The following is a 19,206-nucleotide window of genomic DNA, read 5'->3' as shown; positions in this document are numbered from 1 at the left end:
CGGGTCGGCGGGGCCGCGGATCCCTCCCTGGTGCCCCCTGGCGGGGCGGTGAAGCGGTCAGCCGGCGACGGAGACGGAGGGCTCGCCGGAGCCGATGCCGTCGGCCTCCATCTGCGCGGCCAGCTTCATGGCCTCCTCGATCAGGGTCTCCACGATCTTGGACTCGGGCACGGTCTTGATGACCTCGCCCTTGACGAAGATCTGGCCCTTGCCGTTGCCGGAGGCGACGCCGAGGTCGGCCTCGCGGGCCTCGCCCGGACCGTTCACCACGCAGCCCATGACGGCCACCCGGAGCGGGACCTCCATGCCGGTGAGGCCGGCGGTGACCTCCTCGGCCAGCTTGTAGACGTCGACCTGGGCGCGCCCGCAGGACGGGCAGGAGACGATCTCCAGGGTGCGCTGGCGCAGGTTGAGCGACTCGAGGATCTTGATGCCGACCTTGACCTCCTCGACCGGAGGCGCGGACAGCGAGACGCGGATGGTGTCGCCGATGCCCTGGGAGAGCAGGGCGCCGAAGGCCACGGCGGACTTGATGGTGCCCTGGAAGGCCGGACCGGCCTCGGTGACGCCGAGGTGCAGGGGGTAGTCGCACTGCGCGGCCAGCTGGCGGTAGGCCTCGATCATCACGACCGGGTCGTTGTGCTTGACCGAGATCTTGATGTCGCGGAAGCCGTGCTCCTCGAAGAGGGACGCCTCCCACAGCGCGGACTCGACCAGGGCCTCGGGCGTCGCCTTGCCGTACTTCTTCAGCAGGCGCTGGTCGAGGGAGCCGGCGTTGACGCCGATGCGGATCGGCGTGCCGTGGTCCTTGGCGGCCTGCGCGATCTCCTTGACCTTGTCGTCGAACTGCTTGATGTTGCCCGGGTTGACGCGCACCGCGGCGCAGCCCGCCTCGATGGCGGCGAAGACGTACTTCGGCTGGAAGTGGATGTCCGCGATGACGGGGATCTGCGACTTGCGCGCGATCACCGACAGCGCGTCGGCGTCGTCCTGGGTGGGACACGCCACGCGCACGATCTGGCAGCCGGAGGCCGTCAGCTCGGCGATCTGCTGGAGCGTGGAACCGATGTCGGAGGTCCGGGTGGTGGTCATGGACTGCACCGAGACGGGAGCGTCACCGCCCACCGCCACCGTTCCGACCTGGATCTGCCGGCTCTTCCGGCGCTCGGCGACCTTGGTCGGAACGGACGGCATGCCGAGTGAAATCGCAGTCATCTGCTGTGCAACCCCATGGTGTGATCAAGCTCGAGGCAGTCGAACACGCTCGAAGCGGTCAACAAGCTCCAGGCCCCGGTTGGGCTCCGGGATCCGAGATTACGGCACCGCCCGCCGCCCCGGCACGCCCGCTCCGAACAAATCCGCACAACGGCGGACGCGAAGGATCAATACGGGCGGCCGGACGGCGGGCGTCGGTCAGGAGATGCGGACCGGGTTCACCACGTCCGCGATGCCCACCAGCACGGTGAAACAGACGAACAGGGCGGCCACCACGTAGGCGGCCGGCATCAGCTTGGCCACGTCGAACGGGCCGGGGTCGGGCCGCCGGAAGACGCGGGCGATGCCGCGCCGCAGGGACTCCCAGAGCGCACCCGCGATGTGCCCGCCGTCCAGCGGGAGCAGCGGCAGCATGTTGAAGAGGAACAGCGACAGGTTGAACCCGGCCACCACGAAGACGAAGCCCGCCACCTGCTGGCTGGCCGGGATGTCGAGGGTGACGATCTCACCGCCGACCCGGGCCGCGCCGATCACGCCCATCGGCGAGTCGTCCTCGCGGGGTCCGTCGCCGAAGGCGGCGTCCCACAGGGCGGGGATCTTCGACGGGAGCGCGATCAGACCGTCGACGGCGTCCTCGACCCGGTCGCCCATCCAGACGATCGAGTCGCCGAAGTCCTGCCGGAACACGCCGCTGGCGGGGCTGAAGCCGAGGAAGCCGGCGTTCACGAACTCGCCGCGCACCGGCATGCCCCGGTCGTCCTTCTTGGCCACCCGGTTGGTGGTGATGTCCGCCTCGAGCGTGAGCCGCTCGCCCTTGCGGTCCACCACGATCGGGACGTCCTGTTCGCCCGCCCGGGTGCGGATGGCGTCGGAGAGGTCGTTCCACTCGGTGGTGTTCACCCCGCCGACCGAGAGGATCTTGTCGCCGGCCCGCAGACCGGCGGCGGCCGCGGGGGCCTCCGGGTCGTTCTTCTCGCAGGTGTCGCGCTTCTCGCTGGCCGCGATCACGCACTTCTGCACCGAGCTGACCACGTTGGTCTCCTCACGGATGCCGAAGCCCATGAGGTAGACGAAGAACAGCACGACCGCCAGGATCAGGTTCATGAAGGGCCCGGCGAACATCACGATCACGCGCTTCCACGGCGTGCGCGTGTAGAACATCCGGGTCTCGTCGCCGGGCCGGATCTCCTCGTAGGCGGCCGAGCGGGCGTCCTCGATCATGCCGCGCCACGGCGAGGTGGAACGGGCCTCGATGCGGCCGTCCTGGCCGGGCGGGAACATGCCGATCATGCGGATGTAGCCGCCGAGCGGGACGGCCTTGACGCCGTACTCGGTCTCGCCCTTCTTCCGCGACCAGATCGTCGGGCCGAACCCGACCATGTACTGCGGCACGCGGATGCCGAACAGCTTCGCCGTCGACAGGTGGCCCAGCTCGTGCCAGGCGATCGAGATCAGCAGGCCCACGAAGAAGATGACCATGCCGAGCCCGAACAACAAGATGGTGGTCATCCACGCGCCTCCGCGCTCGTCAGTTCACGCGCCCGGGCCCGCGCCCAGGTCTCCGCCTCGAGGACGTCCGGCAGGGTCAGGGAAGTTCCCGCGCTCGGCGTGCCGTGCTCCTCGACCACCCGGACGACCGTCTCCATGATGGCGGTGAACGGCAGCCGGCCGGCCAGGAACGCCTCGACGCACTCCTCGTTGGCCGCGTTGAACACGGCCGGGGCCGTCCCCGCGAGCTCGCCGACGTGCCGGGCGAGGTTCACCGAGGGGAAGGCGTCGTTGTCGAGGGGGAAGAACTCCCAGGTGGACGCCGTCGACCAGTCGAAGGCGGGGGCGGCGTCCGGGATGCGCTCGGGCCAGCCGAGGCCGATGGCGATCGGCCCGCCCATGTCCGGCGGGGTCGCCTGGGCCAGCGTCGAGCCGTCGGTGAACTCGACCATGGAGTGCACGTAGGACTGGGGGTGGACCACGACCTCGATGCGGTCGAAGGGGATGTCGTAGAGCAGGTGCGCCTCGATGACCTCCAGCCCCTTGTTGACCAGGGTGGCGGAGTTCACGGTGATGACGGGGCCCATGGCCCAGGTGGGGTGCGCCAGCGCGTCCTCGACCGTGACGTCCGCGAGTTCCGCCTTGGTGCGGCCGCGGAACGGCCCGCCGGAGGCGGTGACCACCAGCTTGCGGACGTCGGCGCGGGTGCCGGCGGCCAGCGCCTGGAAGAGCGCGGCGTGCTCGGAGTCGACCGGGATGATCTGGCCGGGCTTGGCGACCGCCTTCACCAGCGGGCCGCCCACGATCAGCGATTCCTTGTTGGCCAGCGCCAGCGTCCGCCCGGCCTCGAGGGCGGCCAGGGTGGGAGCCAGGCCGATCGAGCCGGTGATGCCGTTGAGCACCGTGTGGCACGCGGAGGCGGCGACCTCGGCGGCGGCGTCCGGGCCCGCGAGGATCTCGGGCAGCGGCTCGGCGCCGTAGCGCGCGGCCAGCGCCTCGCGCAGCTCGGCGGCCTTGTCGGCCCTGGCCACCGCGACGGTCCGCACCCGCAGCCGGTGCGCCTGCTCGGCGAGCAGGTCCACCCGTCCGCCGGCGGCGGACAGCGCGGTCACCCGGAAGCGGTCCGGGTTGCGGAGCACGAGGTCGATGGCCTGGGTGCCGATCGACCCGGTGGACCCGAGGATCACCACGTCCTTCGGTCCGTCGGACGGATCGAAGACCAGATGCGGGTCGGCAAGCGGGGCAGGGCTGTCAGTCATCCCCCCATTGTGGCCCCCGCCCAGGCGCCCGGGAGTCCGCCCTCGTGTGATTCGGGGCGGACTCCCGGGCGAATGGGTCCCTACAGCGCAAGCCCGGTCATCACCAGGACGCGCTCGTAGGTGTAGTCGTCCATCGCGTAGCGCACGCCCTCGCGGCCCACGCCGGACTGCTTGGCGCCGCCGTACGGCATCTGGTCGGCCCGGTAGGACGGCACGTCGCCGATGATCACGCCGCCGACCTCCAGGGCGCGGTGGGCGCGGAAGGCGGTCTGCAGGTCGTGCGTGAAGACGCCCGCCTGGAGGCCGTACGGCGAGTCGTTGACCGCGGCGAAGGCCTCCTTCTCGCCTTCGGTCCGCTGCACGGTGAGCACCGGGCCGAAGACCTCCTCGCAGGAGAGGGTGACGCCCTCGGGCACGCCGGCCAGCACGGTCGGCGCGTAGGTCGCGCCGTCGCGGGCGCCGCCGGTGAGCAGCTCGGCGCCGGCCTTGACGGCCTCGTCGACCCAGGCCTCGACGCGCTTGGCGGCGTCCTCGCTGACCAGCGGGCCGACGTCGGTGGCGTCGTCGGCCGGGTCGCCGGTGACCTGGGCCTCGACCTTCTCGACGATCAGCGGGACCAGGCGGTCGTACACGGCGGCGTCGGCGATCACGCGCTGCACCGAGATGCAGGACTGGCCGCCCTGGTAGTTGGAGAAGGTGGCGATCCGGGTGGCCGCCCACTCCAGGTCCTGCTCGCTCGCCCAGTCCGCCAGGACCACGGCGGCGGCGTTGCCGCCGAGCTCCAGGGTGCAGTGCTTGCGCGGCACGCTGTCGCGGATGGACCAGCCGACCGGGCCGGAGCCGGTGAAGGAGATGACCGGCAGGCGCTCGTCCTGGACGAGGGCGGGCATCCGGTCGTTGGGCACGGTCAGCACGGACCAGGAGCCGGCCGGCAGGTCGGTCTCGGCCAGGATCTCGCCGAGGACCAGGGAGGAGATCGGGGTGGCCGGGGCGGGCTTGAGGATGATGGGCGCGCCGACGGCGATGGCCGGGGCCACCTTGTGGGCGCTCAGGTTGAGCGGGAAGTTGAACGGCGCGATGCCCAGCACCACGCCGCGCGGCACGCGGCGGGTCAGGGCGAGCCGGCCGGTGCCGCCCTGGTCGGTGTCCAGCCGCTGCGCCTCGCCGGCGTTCCAGCGGCGGGCCTCCTCGGCGGCGAGCCGGAACACGGAGATCGCGCGGCCGACCTCGCCGCGGGCCCACTTGACCGGCTTGCCGTTCTCGGCGGAGATCAGCTGTGCGATCTCCTCGGTGCGCTCGGTGAGGCGGCGCGCCACGTGGTCGAGGGCGGCGGCGCGGACGTGCGCCGGGGTGGCGGCGAACTCGTCCCGCACGGCGTGGGCGGCGGCGACGGCCTCCTCCACCTGGGCCTCGGTGGGGACGCTGACGGTCCCGACGGTCCAGCCGTCGTACGGGTTGGTGACGTCGAACGTCTCGTCGCCGGTGGCCTCGCGGCCGGCGATCCAGAAGGCATGGGAGGTCATGCGTCCACGGTAGGCGGGCCCGGGGCCGTCCCGACCTGGCCACCGTGGAGCGGGACGACGTCCGTTTGCTCCGAAGCGGCGCACGGTCCGGCGGCGGCCGGCCGGTGCTCACCGCTGCGCGCGCGGGAGCCCTGCGGCGGGCCCGGGCGCACTACATTGAGGCCCCGTACATGTGACGTCACGCAGCGCACCTGGGGGCCCGATGGACACCGACGGCAAGCCGGACACCCACTCCGTCCACCCGCCACGCCCTCGCCACGCCCCCTCCGTCGAGGCGGCGCCCGCCGGCGCGGCGTTCCTGGACTGGCTGCGCACCCCGCGTCCGCAGGCGGCTCCCGGCATCTGGCGGTTCGGGCACCGGCCGCGGCCGGACGAGGAGCCGGAGGTGACCCCGGCCCGGCAGCTGGTGACCGGGGCGGTGATCTCGTTCCTGGTGGGCTGGCTGGTGTGGTCGCTGCTGTGGAACGGCTACCTGGGCGGCTGGTGGCTGCTGCCGCTGTGGGCGATGGTGCCCGAGTCCTGGGCCGAGCCGCACTCGGTCGCCGCGGTGGTGGTCGTCTACGCCTACTACGCGCTGGTGGGCGGCGTCATCTTGGTGGCGGTGGCCCGGCTGGGCCGCTGGGCGGAGCTGTGGCGACGGTTCGGGCCGCCTGCCTGGCGCCCGCGCCGGCCCGCCGAAGCCGTCGTCCCCCGCTCCCCCGACGAGGACCCCGCGCGGTTCCCGGAGCTGCGGGCCGCCGGCTCGCCGGAGGCCCTGGCCGCCGCGGACCGGCTCGCGGCGGACGCGCGGGCCGGGCTGATGCGGGACATCGACCACGCCCGCCTCACCCGCGCCTGGCAGAGCGTGCGCGCCGGCCGGCTGCCGCTGACCACGTTCGCGGACGCCGTGCTGAAGGACGGCGCGGCGGCCTGCCCGCATCCGTCCGGCGCCCGCGACCTGCCGGTGCGCACCGCCCGCCACGACCTGCTGACCGGTCAGGTGCGGCTGGGCGCCGCCGCCGACGACCCGCGCAACCCGTACGCCTACCGCGACGCAGGGGTGGCACTCGCCCCCGACCTGCTGGCCACCTCGCTGGTGGCGGTGGGCCCGGCCGGGGCCGGCAAGACCTCCGCCCTGGTCCGCCCGCTGGCCGAGTCACTCACCCTGCACGCCCTGGCCGGCCGCGCCGCGGTGGTGGTGGTCGGCGCCGACGGGGCCGGGCTGGGCGCGAGCGACGCCTACGACGTCGTCGTGCGGATCGGCGACCCCGACTCCCCGCACGACCTCGACCTGTACGGCGGGACCGCCGATCCGGACGAGGCGGCGGCGGTGCTGGCCGAGGCGCTGGCCGGGGACGTGGCCGATCCGCAGGGCTCCGGCGAGGGCGGGCGGCGGCCGGCCACCGTCCTGGCCCAGCTGCTCGGACCGTTCCGCGCCGTCCACGACCGGTTCCCTTCCGTGCCGGAGCTGCGGGCGCTGCTGGACGGCGACCCCGAGCAGCTGGCGGCGCTGCGCGAGGCACTGGCGCGGGATCCCGCGCACGCCTCGCTGGTGCGCGAACTCGACGCCCGGCAGCGGCAGGCGGGGCGGCACGGGGACGCGGCGCCGCTGCTCGCCGACCGGATCGCGCTGCTGGACCGGCCGGCCTTCGCGACCTTCTTCGACACCACGGGGCGCACCCGTCCGTTCTCGCTGCGGGCGCTGGACCACCCGGTGCGGGTCCGCATCGACCTGCCGCGTCACGGGCACGCGGAGGCCGCGCGGATCCTGGCGCGGCTCGTCCTCGCGCAGTTCGCGGCGAGCGTGGCGGTGCGCCGGGACCGGTCGCTCTTCGCCTGCCTGGTCCTCGACGAGGCCGCCGGGGTGGTCACGCCGGAGGCGGTGCGGGCGGTGCAACGGCTGCGGTCGGTGAACGCCGGCGTGGTGCTGACGCTGCGCACGCTGGACGACCTGCCGCGAACGCTGCGGGGGCCGCTGCTGGGATCGGTGGGGTGCAGGGTCGCGCTGTCCGGGCTCACCCCGTGGGACGGGCAGGACTTCGCCGAGGTCTGGGGAAAGGAGTGGACCGAGGCGCGCGACGTCACCGACCGGCAGATCGTCGCCGAGACGCCGGCCGGCAAGGCGGTGCACGCGCTGCGGCGGGTGATCACCGGTCGGGCGCCTACGGCGCGGGCGGTGACGGTGCGGCAGGTGGAGCGTGAGCGGTGGTCGGCCTCCGACCTGGCCCACGGGGTTCCGCCCGGTCACGCGGTCGTCTCCCTGACCACCGCCGCGGGCGAGCACGCGCCGCCCCTGCTGACCGACCTGCGCGCCTGACGACGGGGGCGCGCGGCCCTCGGCGGCAGGGCGCCCGCGCCCACGCGGGGGAACGTGCGCCCCGGCCGTGCGGCGGGCGTCCGGTTACGCGGCGGGCGCCTTGCCCTGGAACCTGTGCAGGTCCGCGGCGCGCGTCTGGATCACCAGCACCGCAACCAGGGCCGCCAGCGCCGCCATCAGGGCGGCGGCGACGAACGCCGAGGTGATGCCCGCGGCGAGCGTCTGTTCCCGCAGCTCGGGCGGCAACGCGCCGGTCTGCCGGAAGCGCCGCCGTTCCTCCGGCGTGGCGGTGGTGAGGAACGAGCGGACCAGGTCCTCCGCCTTGTTCCGGCTGCCGGTGCTGAAGATGGTCACCAGGATGGACAGGCCGAGGGAGCCTCCGACCTGCTGGGTGGCGTTGAGCACCCCGGACGCGGCGCCCGACTCCTTCTCGGCCACGTTGGAGACGGCCATCAGCGTGAGGGAGACGAACTCGAAGCCCATGCCGAAGCCGAAGACGAGCATCGGCCCGAGGATGCCGCCGACGTAACTGCTGGTGACGTCCAGGCGCGACAGCCATCCCAGGCCGGCCGCGGCGAGGACGGCTCCGGTCACCATCACGATCTTGGGGCCGGTCCGCGGCAGCAGCTGGGAGGCGATTCCGGCGCTGACCGCGATGACGGCGCTCACCGGCAGGAAGGCCAGGCCCGCCTGAAGCGGGCTGAAGCCCAGGACGTCCTGCACGAAGAGGGTCAGGAAGAAGAACATGCCGAACATCGCCGCCGCGAGGCAGAGCATGATCGCGTAGGTGCCGGCCCGGTTCCGGTCGCGGAACAGTTTCAGCGGCGTGATCGGCTGCCGTGAGGTGCGCTCGACGAGGAGGAAGGTCCCCAGCAGGACGACCGCGACGGCGAAGGCGGTGACGGTGAGGGGGTCGGACCACCGCTTCTCCCCCGCGCGGATGAACCCGTACACCAGGGCGACCATGCCGAGCGTCGAGGTGACGGCCCCCGCCGCGTCGAACCGTCCCGGCCGGCGCTCCGACTCCCGGATGTACCGCAGGGTGGCGAGGACGATGAGCAGGCCGATGGGCACGTTGACGAAGAAGATCCACCGCCAGGTCAGCCACTCGACGAGGATGCCTCCACCGAGGAGCCCGATCGCGCCGCCCCCCGCGGACACCCCCGCGAACACGGCGAACGCCCGGTTGCGTTCGCGTCCCTCCTCGAAAATGGTGGCGATGAGCGCCAGCGCCGTCGGTGAGGCGACGGCGCCGCCGATGCCCTGGAGGGCGCGGGCGGCCAGGAGCTGCCAGGGCGCCTGCGAGACGCCGCACAGCAGCGACGCGAGGGTGAAGAGCGACACGCCGAACAGGAACATCCTGCGGCGGCCGAGGATGTCACCGGACCGGCCGCCCAGCAGGAGCAACCCGCCGAAGGTGAGGGTGTAGGCGTTGATCACCCACGCGAGGTTCGCCGTGGTGAAGTCGAGTGCCGTCTGGATGTGCGGCAGCGCGATGTTGACGATGGTGATGTCCAGCACCACCATCAGCTGGAGCGAGGCGAGCACCAGGAGCGCGACCTGCTTGCTGCCGTTCTCCGGAGTCGTCCCGCCGGCGTCCGGCCCCTGGCGTCGCAAGCTCGGTGACACTGTCAGCTCCCTCCGCTGCGGGCACCGGCCCGGGGCCGGTTCGCGCAGGTCGGCGGCCTTGTCGTCGACGACGAAGGCGGGCCCTCCGTACGGGTCGACAGTACGGTCGGCCCGCTGCCCGGGCGACCGCTGCGGACCGTCCGGGGGACACCCGCCCGACGCCCGCCCCGGCCTCGGCGCCACGCCCGCCGCGGCACCGGCGCCACGCCCGTCCCGGCCCCGGTGCCACGCCCGGCTCCCACGGGGCGGCACGGCCGAGGGCGGAACGCGTCCGCCGTCGGCCGTGGGCGGAACGCGTCCGCCGCGGCCTGCCAGTGCGGCACAATCACCGGTGGGTTCACTCCAGTCCGGCCAAGGACCCCCGCCTGTCAGGAACACCGATGCCGCCCACCCTCGCCTCGCTGCTGCACCACTCCGCGCTGCACCTGACCCTCCGGGCCGGTGAGGGCACCCCGCTGGACGTCCCCGTCCGCTGGGCGCACGTCAGCGAGCTGCCGGACCCCGTCCCCTACATGGAGGGCGGGGAGCTCCTGCTCACCACCGCGCTGAAGGTCGACGCCGAGGACCCGGCGGAGGCCGGCGGTTACGTGCGCCGCCTCGCCGCCGCGGGGGTCGTCGGCCTCGGCTTCGGCGTGGGCGTCAACTACGAGAAGGTGCCCGAGGCGCTGGTGGCGGCCGCGGCCGAACACGGCCTCCCGCTCCTGGAGGTGCCGCGCAGCACGCCCTTCCTCGCGATCAGCAAGGCCGTCTCCGCGGCCATCGCGGCGGACCAGTACCGGGCGGTGACGGCGGGCTTCGCCGCGCAGCGCGAGCTGACCCGACGGGCGCTCGGCGACGGGCCCGAGGGGGTGCTGGCGGCGCTGGCCGCCCAGGTGGACGGCTGGGCCGCGCTGTACGACGCCGCGGGAGCGGTGGTCGCGGTGGCGCCCGACTGGGCGGAGCGGCGCGCGGCGCGTCTCACCCCGGACGTGCAGCGCCTGCGCGACCGCCAGTCGCCCGCCACCGCGGTGATCGCCGGGCAGCGGGACCCGGACGAGGGGGCCGAGCGCGTCGGGGCGGCCGGCGACGGTCCGGCGCACGAGGAACCGCCCCGGGACGGGGACCGCGAGCAGGCCCGCGACACCGGCGAGGACCGGGTCGAGCTGCACACCCTCGGCACCGGCCGCCGCCCCCGGTCCGCGCTCGCCGTCGGCACCGCGGCCCCCCTCGGCACCGCCGAGCGGTACGCCGTGCACTCGGCGATCGCGCTGCTCACCCTCACCACCGAGCGGTCGCGCTCGCTGCACGAGGCCGAGCAGCGCATCGGCGCCGCCGTGCTGCACATGCTGCTGTCCGGCGAGGCGCAGCACGCGCGGACGGTCGCGGGCGACCTGTACGGCGGGCTGCTGGACGCGCCGTTCCGGGTGGTGGTGGCGGAGTACCGGGGCGAGGAGCTGGCCACCGCGCTGGAGGCGGCGGCCGCCTGGGCGGGCGAACCGGTGCTGGTGGTGCCGGAGGAGGAGCAGGGCCGGCTGGTGGCGCTGGCCGCGGACGGCGGCGCCGCGCTGGCCGCCTGCGCCGAGCAGGCGGCGGCCCTGGAGAGCGCGGCGGAGCGCGGCGGGCCCACGGCGGCCGTCGGCGTGTCCGCCCCGGCCGGGCCGACCAGTGTGGCCTCGGCGTACAAGCAGGCCGTCCAGGCGCTGGCGGTGGCCCGTCGGCGGGGTCGGGTCCTGGTCGAGCACGAGCACCTGGCGGCCGGCTCGGTGCTGCCGCTGCTCGCCGACGACGCCGTCCGCGCCTTCGCCGAGGGCCAACTGCGGGCGCTGCGGGACCACGACGCCACCGGTCGCGGCGACCTGGTGGCCTCGCTGCGCGCCTGGCTGTCCCGGCACGGCCAGTGGGACGCGGCCGCCGCCGACCTCGGCGTCCACCGGCACACCCTGCGGTACCGGATGCGCCGCGTCGAGGAGATCCTGGGCCGCTCCCTCGACGATCCGGACGTCCGCATGGAACTCTGGCTCGCCCTCAAGGCCACGGGCAACGGGAACGGAAACGGCCACGGCGCAGGACCCTCCCGGGGAGCCGGCCGGCGCCCCGCGGACTCCGCGGACGCCGGGGACAGCTGACCGGACCGGCCCGCACTGCGCCATCCCGGACAACGCGACGCGCCGAACGCTCCTGCGTGGAGCATGCTCGCCCCGCCCGCCTGGCCCTAGCCTGCGAACAGGAGGGAAGTGTCCGCCCGGCGAGCGCCGGACGAGGACCCCCGCCCCGACCGCCCGCTCGACCCCAGGGAGCCCCCCATGTCCGCATCCGCGCTGCCGCAGGAGCGTCGGCTCGTCACCGCCGTCCCCGGCCCGAAGTCGATCGAGCTGCAGGCCCGCCGGGCCGCCGCGGTCGCCCAGGGCGTGGGCTCCACCCTGCCGGTCTTCGCCGCCCGTGCGGACGGCGGCGTCATCGAGGACGTCGACGGCAACCGCTTCATCGACTTCGGCTCCGGCATCGCCGTCACCACGGTCGGCGCCTCCGCCGAGGCCGTGGTCCGCCGGGCCTCCGCCCAGCTGGCCGACTTCACGCACACCTGCTTCATGGTCACCCCGTACGAGGGCTACGTCGCCGTCGCCGAGGCGCTGGCCGAGCTGACCCCGGGCGACCACGCCAAGAAGTCCGCGCTGTTCAACTCCGGCGCCGAGGCCGTGGAGAACGCGGTCAAGATCGCCCGCGCGTACACCAAGCGCCAGGCGGTCGTGGTCTTCGACCACGGCTACCACGGCCGCACCAACCTCACCATGGCGCTGACGGCGAAGAACATGCCGTACAAGCAGGGCTTCGGTCCGTTCGCCCCCGAGGTGTACCGGGTGCCGGTGGCCTACGGCTACCGCTGGCCGACCGGGGCCGAGAACGCCGGCCCGGAGGCCGCCGCCCAGGCGGTCGACCAGATCGTCAAGCAGGTCGGCGCCGAGAACGTGGCCGCGATCATCATCGAGCCGGTGCTCGGCGAGGGCGGCTTCATCGAGCCGGCCAAGGGCTTCCTGCCGGCCATCCGCGAGTTCGCCACCGAGAACGGTATCGTGTTCGTGGCGGACGAGATCCAGTCCGGCTTCTGCCGCACCGGCCAGTGGTTCGCCTGTGAGGACGAGGGCATCGTCCCGGACCTGATCACCACCGCCAAGGGCATCGCCGGCGGTCTGCCGCTGGCCGCGGTCACCGGCCGCGCGGAGATCATGGACGCCGCGCACGCGGGCGGCCTCGGCGGCACCTACGGCGGCAACCCGGTCGCCTGCGCCGCCGCGCTGGGCGCCATCGAGACCATGAAGGAGCTCGACCTCAACGCCCGTGCCCGGCACATCGAGGAGCTCATGAAGGGCCGCCTCGCGGCGATGGCGGAGAAGTTCGACGCCATCGGCGACATCCGCGGCCGCGGCGGCATGATCGCCATCGAGCTGGTGAAGGACCGCACGACCAAGGAGCCCGACGCGCAGCTCGCCGCCGCCGTCGCCAAGGCCTGCCACAACGAGGGCGTGCTCGTCCTCACCTGCGGCACCTACGGCAACGTTCTCCGCTTCCTCCCGCCGCTGGTCATCGGTGAGGAACTGCTGAACGAGGGACTGGACGTCCTGGAGCAGGCGTTCGGCGCCGTCTGACAAGGTCAGCGGGGTAAATGGGGCCCGGGCCTCCGCCCCGGGAGACCCTGTGAAGAACGTGTGCGGGGTGGATGGCGGGACGGGGCGACGACTGTCCCGGCCTGCTGGTCTGCCGTAAGTTCGTCCCAGATGAGAGACACCCCGAACCCGCGGTCCGCCGCGGGGGTCCGGGCCGAGGTTTCCCCAGCCACGGCCTGACGGTGCTTCGCGCACACCCGGAGACCTGACGCTCCGGGTTCTCCTCACCGATCGGACGGCCGTCCGCCCCAAACCCCCCGGGGCGTACGGCACCCGATCCGGACCGTCACTTCACGGCGGTCCTCCGAAGGGCCGGCACACACCCCCCCTTGTGCCGGCCCTTCGGCATGTCCGGGCGCGTTCCGGCGTACGCGTCACGTCAGGCACCCTGGGGGGCGTGCCGATCACCTCCTCCCGTCCCGCCGCCCCGCCCCGCCCGCGCCGATCGGCGCGGTGTGCGCTGCCCTGGCTGCTGGGCCTGCTGTTCACCGTGCTGACCTGGCAGGTCGCCTCGGAGGGTCCGCTGGCCCGGGCCGACGAGCGGCTGGGCCGGGCGCTGATCGAGCGGGACGGGCTCTCGGCGTTCCTCGCGGACCTGGGCAACGCGGAGGTGGCCCTGCCGGTGCTGGCGGCCGCGGCGGGCTGGGCCGCGCTGCGGGGCCGCCGGGCGGGGCGGGCACGGTGGTGGACGCCGCCGGCCGTGGCGGCGGGAGCGGCGGTGGCCGTCCCGCTGGTGGTGGCGCCGCTGCAGGCGCTGATCGCCCGGCCGGGGCCGCCGCCGATGGCCCCGGAGACGGGTTTCTACCCCTCGGGTCACACGGCCACGGCGGTCGTCCTCTACGGCGTCGCGGCGCTGCTGCTCCTGCCCTGGCTGCGGCGGCGGGCGGCGCGGCTCGCCGTGGTCCTGCTGTGGGCGACGCTGGTCGCGGGCACGGCCGTGGGGCTCGTGCGGCACGGCTACCACTGGCCGCTGGACGTGATGGGCAGCCTCACCGCCGGCGGCGCCGTCCTCACCGCGCGCACCGGCGGCCCGGCCGCCCCGCGTGACGCGGAGGCCGCCCCCTGACGTCGCGGACGCCGCCCCGGACGAGGCGAGGCCCGCGCCAGGACGGCGTGAAGCCCGCGCCGCCCGGGGGCGTCAGGTGCCGTTGAGGCCGGCCACCGCCTCGTGCATCGCGATCTCCAGCAGCACGGGGTCCGTCAGGAGCCCCGTCCCGTCGGGCGGGACCACCCACCGCATGCGGCCCCCGGCCCTCCCCCACCTGCGCCCGGGGTGGGGCACGACCACCCAGGTGCCGCGCCCGGCCGCCCGCACCCCGGTGCCGAGCCACCGCCCGGCGGTGCCCGGCGGGACGAAGAACCCCAGGCGGTGGTCGTCGAACCCGGCGAGCACCGGCCCCATCCGGTCCAGGCACCGCCGCAGCACCGCCAGCGTGGCGTGACCGAGTTCGCCCGGCAGTATCAGCACGTCCCAGGCCTTGCCGGCCGGCAGCAGGGCCACGCCGTCGGCCCGTTGCCCCCATTCCGCGCGGCAGGCCGCCGGGTCCGGGGCGACCGACGCCAGCCACTCGACCGCCCGCCTCACCGCAGCCGTCCCGTTCATCCGCGGACCACCTCCTCGCTCCCGGCGGGCCGCCGTCCGGCCGCGCGCACTGTCCGTGGGAGAGAGGAGGTTGTGTCCCGGTCATTACGCGACTTCGACGGACTCACCCGTTCGGGTGAGCAACCTGAAGGGATCCTCAGCTGTCGAAGCCGAGGCCCACCCGGTCCAGCGCCCGCAGCCACACGTTGCGCCGGCCGCCGTTGACGTCGGCCCGGGCCAGCGACCAGCGGGTGAGCGCGATGCCGGTCCAGGCGAACGGCTCGGGCGGGAACGGCAGGGGCTTGGAGCGCACCATCTCCAGAGCGGTCCGCTCGGTCTCCTCGCCGTCGAGCAGGTCGAGCACGACCTGCGCGCCGAACCGGGTGGCTCCCACGCCCAGCCCCGTGTAGCCGACGGAGTAGCCCACCCGTCCGCCGTGCGCGGTGCCGAAGAAGGGCGCGAACCGCGAACAGGTGTCGATGGCGCCTCCCCAGGCGTGGGTGAACCGCACGCCCTCCAGCTGCGGGAAGCAGGTGAAGAACTGCTCGGCGAGCGCGGCGAAGGTCTCGGGCCGGTTGTCGTACTCGGCCCGCACCTGCCCGCCGTAGCGGTACACCGCGTCGTAACCGCCCCACAGGATCCGGTGGTCGGCGGTGAGGCGGAAGTAGTGGAACTGGTTGGCGAGGTCCGCCAGCCCCTGTCTCCCCCGCCATCCCACCGAGGCCATCAGGTCCTGCGGCAGCGGTTCGGTGACCAGGGCGTAGTCGTACACCGGCACGGTGTAGGGCCGCACCCGGCGCAGCAGGCTGGGGAAGACGTTGGTGGCCAGAGCCACCTTGCCGGCCCGGACCGACCCGTAGGGCGTGGGCACGTGCACCCCGGCGCCCTGCCGGCGCACGGACAGCGCGGGGCTGTGCTCGTGGATCCTCACGCCCAGCCGCAGGCAGGCCTGCTTGAGTCCCCAGGCCAGCTTGGCCGGATGGACCAGGGCGACGCCCCGGCGGTCGTAAATGCCTCCGAGGAAGGTCGGGGAGTCGACGTGGGCACGCACCCCGTCCGCGTCGAGGAGGTCGACGTGGTCCGCGAGCCCGTGCTCCTCCATCGTCCGGTACAGCTCGCGCAGTTCGCCGATCTGGTGCGGTTCGGTGGCGAGGTCGATCTCGCCGGTGCGCTCGAACTCGCAGTCGATGCCGTACCGGGCGACGGTGTCCTCGATGGCGTCGAGGTTGCGGGCGCCCATCTCCTCCAGGGTGCGGATCTCGCCGGGCCACCGGGAGAGTCCGTTGGCGAGCCCGTGGGTGAGGGAGGCGGCGCAGAAGCCGCCGTTGCGCCCGGAGGCGGCCCAGCCGATCTCCTTGCCCTCGAGGAGCAGCACGTCGCGGCCGGGGTCGCGTTCCTTGGCGAGCAGGGCCGTCCACAGGCCGCTGTACCCGCCGCCGACCACCAGCAGGTCGCAGGTGGCGGCGGCGGTGAGGGCGGGCTCGGGGCGGGGACGGCCCGGGTCCTCCAGCCAGTACGCGGCCGGCCGGGCCTCGGCGAGAGACTTGGTCCAACGGTTCATGGCTCCAGGGGCCATGAATCTCAACTCCCCACAGGATCTGTCGGATTACGCCTTGTTGCGCGTGTTTCTCTTCTCCATGCGCCGCCGGCCGTTGCCCACGGCCATGGAGATCACGACGACCAGCACGGCGACCAGGAACATGGCCGTGCCGACGACGTTGATCTGCACCGGGGTTCCGCGCTGCGCCGATCCCCAGACGTACATGGGGAAGGTGACCGTGGAACCCGCGGTGAAGTTGGTGATGATGAAGTCGTCGAAGGAGAGCGCGAAGGCGAGGAGCGCGCCGGCCGCGATGCCGGGCCAGGCGATGGGCAGGGTGACCCGCAGGAAGGTCTGCGCCGGTCCGGCGTAGAGGTCCTGCGCGGCCTGCTCCAGGCGGGGGTCCATCGACATCACGCGCGCCTTGACGGCGGTGACGACGAAGCTGAGGCAGAACATGATGTGGGCGATCAGCACCGTCCAGAAGCCCAGCCGCGCGCCCATGTTGAGGAACAGGGTGAGCAGCGAGGCGGCCATCACGACCTCGGGCATCGCCATCGGAAGGAAGATCAGCGAGTTGACCGCGCCGCGCCCGCGGAAGCGGTAGCGGGCCAGGGCGAAGGCGATCATGGTGCCCAGCACGGTGGCCGCCAGGGTGGCCCACAGGGCGAGCTGGAGGCTGAGCGCCAGCGATCCGCAGAGGCCGGAGACCCCGCACGGGTCGCTCCAGGCGTCGGTGGAGAACGTGTGCCAGGAGTAGTTGAAGCGGCCGACCGGGTCGTTGAACGAGAAGACGGTCACGACGACGTTGGGCAGCAGCAGGTACGCGAGGGTCAGCAGGCCGAACACGACGACCAGACGCCGCCGGATCCAGGTGACAAGGGCCATCAGACGAGATCCTCCGTCCCGGAGCGGCGGATGTGGACGCTGACGGCCACCAGGATCACGGCCATCAGGATGAAGGAGAGCGCCGCGGCCGTCGGGTAGTCCAGGACGCGCAGGAACTGCGTCTGGATGACGTTGCCGATCATGCGGGTGTCGGTGGAGCCCAGCAGGTCGGCGTTGACGTAGTCGCCGCCCGCCGGGATGAAGGTCAGAAGCGTCCCGGCCACCACGCCCGGCATGGACAGCGGCAGGGTGACCTTGCGGAAGACGGTGGCGGGGCGGGCGTAGAGGTCGGCGGCCGCCTCGTGCAGGCGCGGGTCGATGCGCTCCAGCGAGGTGTACAGCGGCAGGACCATGAAGGGCAGGAAGTTGTAGGTCAGGCCGCAGACCACCGCCAGGGGTGTCGCCAGGACGCGGTCGCCCGCGGTCAGGCCGAGCCAGCTGGTCACGTCGAGGACGTGCAGGGTGTTGAGCGCGTCGACGACCACTCCCCCGTCGGCGAGGATCGTCTTCCACGCCAGGGTGCGGATCAGGAAGCTGGTGAAGAACGGCGCGATCACCAGGATCATGATCAGGTTGCGCCACCGTCCGGCGCGGAAGGCGATCAGGTAGGCCAGCGGGTAGCCGAGGAGCAGGCACAGCACGGTGGCGGTGCCCGCGTAGAGGACCGAGCGCAGGAACTGCGGCCAGTACTCGGCGACCGCGTCGGCGTACGTGGCGAAGTGCCAGGTCACCTGGTAGCCGGCCTCCAGCGACCCGGTCTGCACCGAGGTGGACGCCTGGTAGATCACCGGCAGGGCGAAGAAGACCAGCAGCCACAGCATGCCGGGCAGGAGCAGCAGGTAGGGGACGGTCCGGCCGCGGCGGCGCGGCGGCCGGGCGGGCTTTCCGGCGCCGGCCGGAGCGGGGGGCGGGGCGGACTCGGCGAGCGTGGTGGAGGTCATCCGGCGTCCCCCTTCCCGGGCGTCGCGGCGACCGTGCCGGACATGTCCGCGGTCTCGAGGGTCTCGGTCCCGGCCTCGATGTCCTGGGCGGCGTCCAGCGCGAAGGTGTGGGCGCGGCTCCAGTGCAGGACCACCTCGGCGCCGGGCGCGAGGCGGGGGTCACGGTCGACGTTCTGCGCGTAGACCGCGAGGCCGAGGCCGGCCGGGCTGTTCACCAGGTACTGGGTGGAGACGCCGAGGAAGCTCGCCTCGGTGACGACGCCGGTGACCTGGTTGCGGCCGGCGGGTATCCGGTCTGCCTCGTCGGCGTGGGTGAGCGCCGCCTTCTCCGGGCGCACGCCCACCAGCAGCCGCGTTCCGGCGCCCGCGGGGACGGGGCAGCGTTCGGCGGGCACGCCCAGGGTGTCGCCGCCCGCGCGGACCAGGATCTCGTCCTTGGCCGTGGAGAGGACCTCGGCCTCGATCAGGTTGGAGGTGCCGAGGAAGTTGGCGACGAAGGTGGTGGCCGGGTTCTCGTAGAGGTCGGCGGGGGCGCCGAGCTGTTCGACCCGGCCGCCGTTCATCACGGCGACGGTGTCGGCCATCGTCATGGCCTCCTCCTGGTCGTGCGTGACGTGGATGAAGGTGATGCCGACCTCGGTCTGGATGCGCTTGAGCTCCAGCTGCATCTGCCGTCGCAGCTTGAGGTCGAGGGCGCCGAGCGGCTCGTCGAGCAGCAGCACCCTGGGGTGGTTGATCAGGGCGCGGGCCACCGCGACGCGCTGCTGCTGGCCGCCGGAGAGCTGGTGCGGCTTGCGGCGGGCGAACTCGCCGAGCTGCACCAGGTCGAGCATCTCCCCCACCTGCTGCTTCACCGAGCGCACCCCGCGCCGGCGCAGGCCGAAGGCGACGTTCTCGAAGACGTCCAGGTGCGGGAAGAGGGCGTAGGACTGGAAGACGGTGTTGACCGGCCGCTTGTACGGGGGCAGCCGGGTGACGTCCTGGTCGCCGAGGTGGACGGTGCCGGTGCTGGGCTCCTCCAGTCCGGCGATCATCCGCAGGGTGGTGGTCTTGCCGCAGCCGGAGGCGCCGAGCAGGGCGAAGAAGGAGCCCTCGGGGACGGTCAGGTCGAGGGGGTGGACGGCGGTGAAGTCGCCGTAGACGCGGCTGATGCCGCTGAGGCGGACGTCGCCGCCGGAGGTGGTGCCGGTCATCTCGGTCATGC

At 73.6% G+C, this 19,206-nt stretch carries 14 protein-coding genes; 4 read left to right on the top strand and 10 right to left on the bottom strand.

The window, feature by feature from the left end; all coding sequences use genetic code 11:
- Window positions 1-57: 57 nt before the first annotated feature.
- From ispG to ABT026_RS24165, 4 genes are all read right to left on the bottom strand, one after another.
- A complete protein-coding gene (gene ispG / locus ABT026_RS24180; RefSeq protein ID WP_351117232.1) occupies window positions 58-1,215 on the bottom strand; it encodes a flavodoxin-dependent (E)-4-hydroxy-3-methylbut-2-enyl-diphosphate synthase in 1,158 nt (385 codons plus the stop codon).
- A 198-nt stretch (window positions 1,216-1,413) separates the two neighbouring features.
- On the bottom strand, window positions 1,414-2,724 hold the full coding sequence (locus ABT026_RS24175) for a M50 family metallopeptidase (RefSeq protein ID WP_502968046.1): 1,311 nt from the start codon (window positions 2,722-2,724) through the stop codon (window positions 1,414-1,416).
- The gene (gene dxr, locus ABT026_RS24170) at window positions 2,721-3,962 is read right to left on the bottom strand and encodes a 1-deoxy-D-xylulose-5-phosphate reductoisomerase (protein ID WP_351117231.1); all 1,242 of its coding nucleotides are present in this window, start codon (window positions 3,960-3,962) and stop codon (window positions 2,721-2,723) included. Before dxr ends, ABT026_RS24175 begins: the two co-directional genes overlap by 4 nt.
- A gap of 80 nt (window positions 3,963-4,042) precedes the next feature.
- Window positions 4,043-5,485, bottom strand: a complete 1,443-nt coding sequence (locus ABT026_RS24165) for an aldehyde dehydrogenase family protein (RefSeq protein WP_351117230.1) — start codon at window positions 5,483-5,485, stop codon at window positions 4,043-4,045.
- 202 nt (window positions 5,486-5,687) lie between these two features.
- On the opposite strand from ABT026_RS24165, the gene ABT026_RS24160 reads away from it, so the two are divergent.
- Entirely contained in the window at window positions 5,688-7,781 is a 2,094-nt protein-coding gene (locus ABT026_RS24160; RefSeq protein ID WP_351117229.1) for a type IV secretory system conjugative DNA transfer family protein, read from the top strand.
- 84 nt (window positions 7,782-7,865) lie between these two features.
- Here the strand turns inward: ABT026_RS24160 and ABT026_RS24155 are convergent, their stop codons facing one another.
- Window positions 7,866-9,398: an MFS transporter gene (locus tag ABT026_RS24155; RefSeq protein WP_351117278.1), complete on the bottom strand. Its 1,533-nt coding sequence runs from the start codon at window positions 9,396-9,398 to the stop codon at window positions 7,866-7,868.
- Between the two features lie 392 nt (window positions 9,399-9,790).
- Here ABT026_RS24155 and ABT026_RS24150 point away from each other — a divergent pair, with 392 nt between their 5' ends.
- The 3 genes from ABT026_RS24150 (at window position 9,791) to ABT026_RS24140 (ending at window position 14,117) form a co-directional block, all read left to right on the top strand.
- Window positions 9,791-11,515, top strand: a complete 1,725-nt coding sequence (locus tag ABT026_RS24150; RefSeq protein ID WP_351117228.1) for a PucR family transcriptional regulator — start codon at window positions 9,791-9,793, stop codon at window positions 11,513-11,515.
- A gap of 177 nt (window positions 11,516-11,692) precedes the next feature.
- A complete protein-coding gene (gene gabT, locus ABT026_RS24145) occupies window positions 11,693-13,033 on the top strand; it encodes a 4-aminobutyrate--2-oxoglutarate transaminase (protein ID WP_351117227.1) in 1,341 nt (446 codons plus the stop codon).
- A gap of 415 nt (window positions 13,034-13,448) precedes the next feature.
- The gene (locus ABT026_RS24140) at window positions 13,449-14,117 is read left to right on the top strand and encodes a phosphatase PAP2 family protein (RefSeq protein ID WP_351117226.1); all 669 of its coding nucleotides are present in this window, start codon (window positions 13,449-13,451) and stop codon (window positions 14,115-14,117) included.
- A 72-nt stretch (window positions 14,118-14,189) separates the two neighbouring features.
- On the opposite strand, the gene ABT026_RS24135 is transcribed toward ABT026_RS24140, so the two are convergent.
- The 5 genes from ABT026_RS24135 to ABT026_RS24115 all read right to left on the bottom strand — a co-directional run bounded on the left by ABT026_RS24135 (window position 14,190) and on the right by ABT026_RS24115 (window position 19,204).
- Window positions 14,190-14,654: a hypothetical protein gene (locus ABT026_RS24135; protein ID WP_351117225.1), complete on the bottom strand. Its 465-nt coding sequence runs from the start codon at window positions 14,652-14,654 to the stop codon at window positions 14,190-14,192.
- A gap of 136 nt (window positions 14,655-14,790) precedes the next feature.
- Window positions 14,791-16,209: an NAD(P)/FAD-dependent oxidoreductase gene (locus tag ABT026_RS24130; RefSeq protein ID WP_351117224.1), complete on the bottom strand. Its 1,419-nt coding sequence runs from the start codon at window positions 16,207-16,209 to the stop codon at window positions 14,791-14,793.
- Window positions 16,210-16,239: 30 nt separating this feature from the next.
- Window positions 16,240-17,061: an ABC transporter permease gene (locus ABT026_RS24125; protein ID WP_351117223.1), complete on the bottom strand. Its 822-nt coding sequence runs from the start codon at window positions 17,059-17,061 to the stop codon at window positions 16,240-16,242.
- A complete protein-coding gene (locus ABT026_RS24120; protein WP_351117222.1) occupies window positions 17,061-18,002 on the bottom strand; it encodes an ABC transporter permease in 942 nt (313 codons plus the stop codon). The genes ABT026_RS24125 and ABT026_RS24120 overlap by 1 nt, the downstream gene beginning before the upstream one ends.
- The gene (locus ABT026_RS24115) at window positions 17,999-19,204 is read right to left on the bottom strand and encodes an ABC transporter ATP-binding protein (RefSeq protein WP_351117221.1); all 1,206 of its coding nucleotides are present in this window, start codon (window positions 19,202-19,204) and stop codon (window positions 17,999-18,001) included. The genes ABT026_RS24120 and ABT026_RS24115 overlap by 4 nt, the downstream gene beginning before the upstream one ends.
- Window positions 19,205-19,206 lie beyond the last annotated feature (2 nt).

Origin of the sequence: Streptomyces sp. NPDC002734, from assembly GCF_040295685.1 — a bacterium.
Lineage (GTDB): Bacteria > Actinomycetota > Actinomycetes > Streptomycetales > Streptomycetaceae > Streptomyces.
Note: the sequence above shows the minus strand (reverse complement) of the source record. Positions and strands in the feature narration are given on the sequence as shown.

Coding starts and splice junctions, on each gene's coding strand:
- ABT026_RS24150 (WP_351117228.1), top strand. CDS start 9,791: ATGCCGCCCACCCTCGCCTCGCTGCTGCACCACTCCGCGCTGCACCTG.
- ABT026_RS24160 (WP_351117229.1), top strand. CDS start 5,688: ATGGACACCGACGGCAAGCCGGACACCCACTCCGTCCACCCGCCACGC.
- ABT026_RS24135 (WP_351117225.1), bottom strand. CDS start 14,654: ATGAACGGGACGGCTGCGGTGAGGCGGGCGGTCGAGTGGCTGGCGTCG.
- ABT026_RS24165 (WP_351117230.1), bottom strand. CDS start 5,485: ATGACCTCCCATGCCTTCTGGATCGCCGGCCGCGAGGCCACCGGCGAC.
- ABT026_RS24125 (WP_351117223.1), bottom strand. CDS start 17,061: ATGGCCCTTGTCACCTGGATCCGGCGGCGTCTGGTCGTCGTGTTCGGC.
- ABT026_RS24115 (WP_351117221.1), bottom strand. CDS start 19,204: ATGACCGAGATGACCGGCACCACCTCCGGCGGCGACGTCCGCCTCAGC.
- gabT (WP_351117227.1), top strand. CDS start 11,693: ATGTCCGCATCCGCGCTGCCGCAGGAGCGTCGGCTCGTCACCGCCGTC.
- ABT026_RS24120 (WP_351117222.1), bottom strand. CDS start 18,002: ATGACCTCCACCACGCTCGCCGAGTCCGCCCCGCCCCCCGCTCCGGCC.
- ABT026_RS24175 (WP_502968046.1), bottom strand. CDS start 2,724: ATGACCACCATCTTGTTGTTCGGGCTCGGCATGGTCATCTTCTTCGTG.
- dxr (WP_351117231.1), bottom strand. CDS start 3,962: ATGACTGACAGCCCTGCCCCGCTTGCCGACCCGCATCTGGTCTTCGAT.
- ABT026_RS24130 (WP_351117224.1), bottom strand. CDS start 16,209: ATGGCCCCTGGAGCCATGAACCGTTGGACCAAGTCTCTCGCCGAGGCC.
- ispG (WP_351117232.1), bottom strand. CDS start 1,215: ATGACTGCGATTTCACTCGGCATGCCGTCCGTTCCGACCAAGGTCGCC.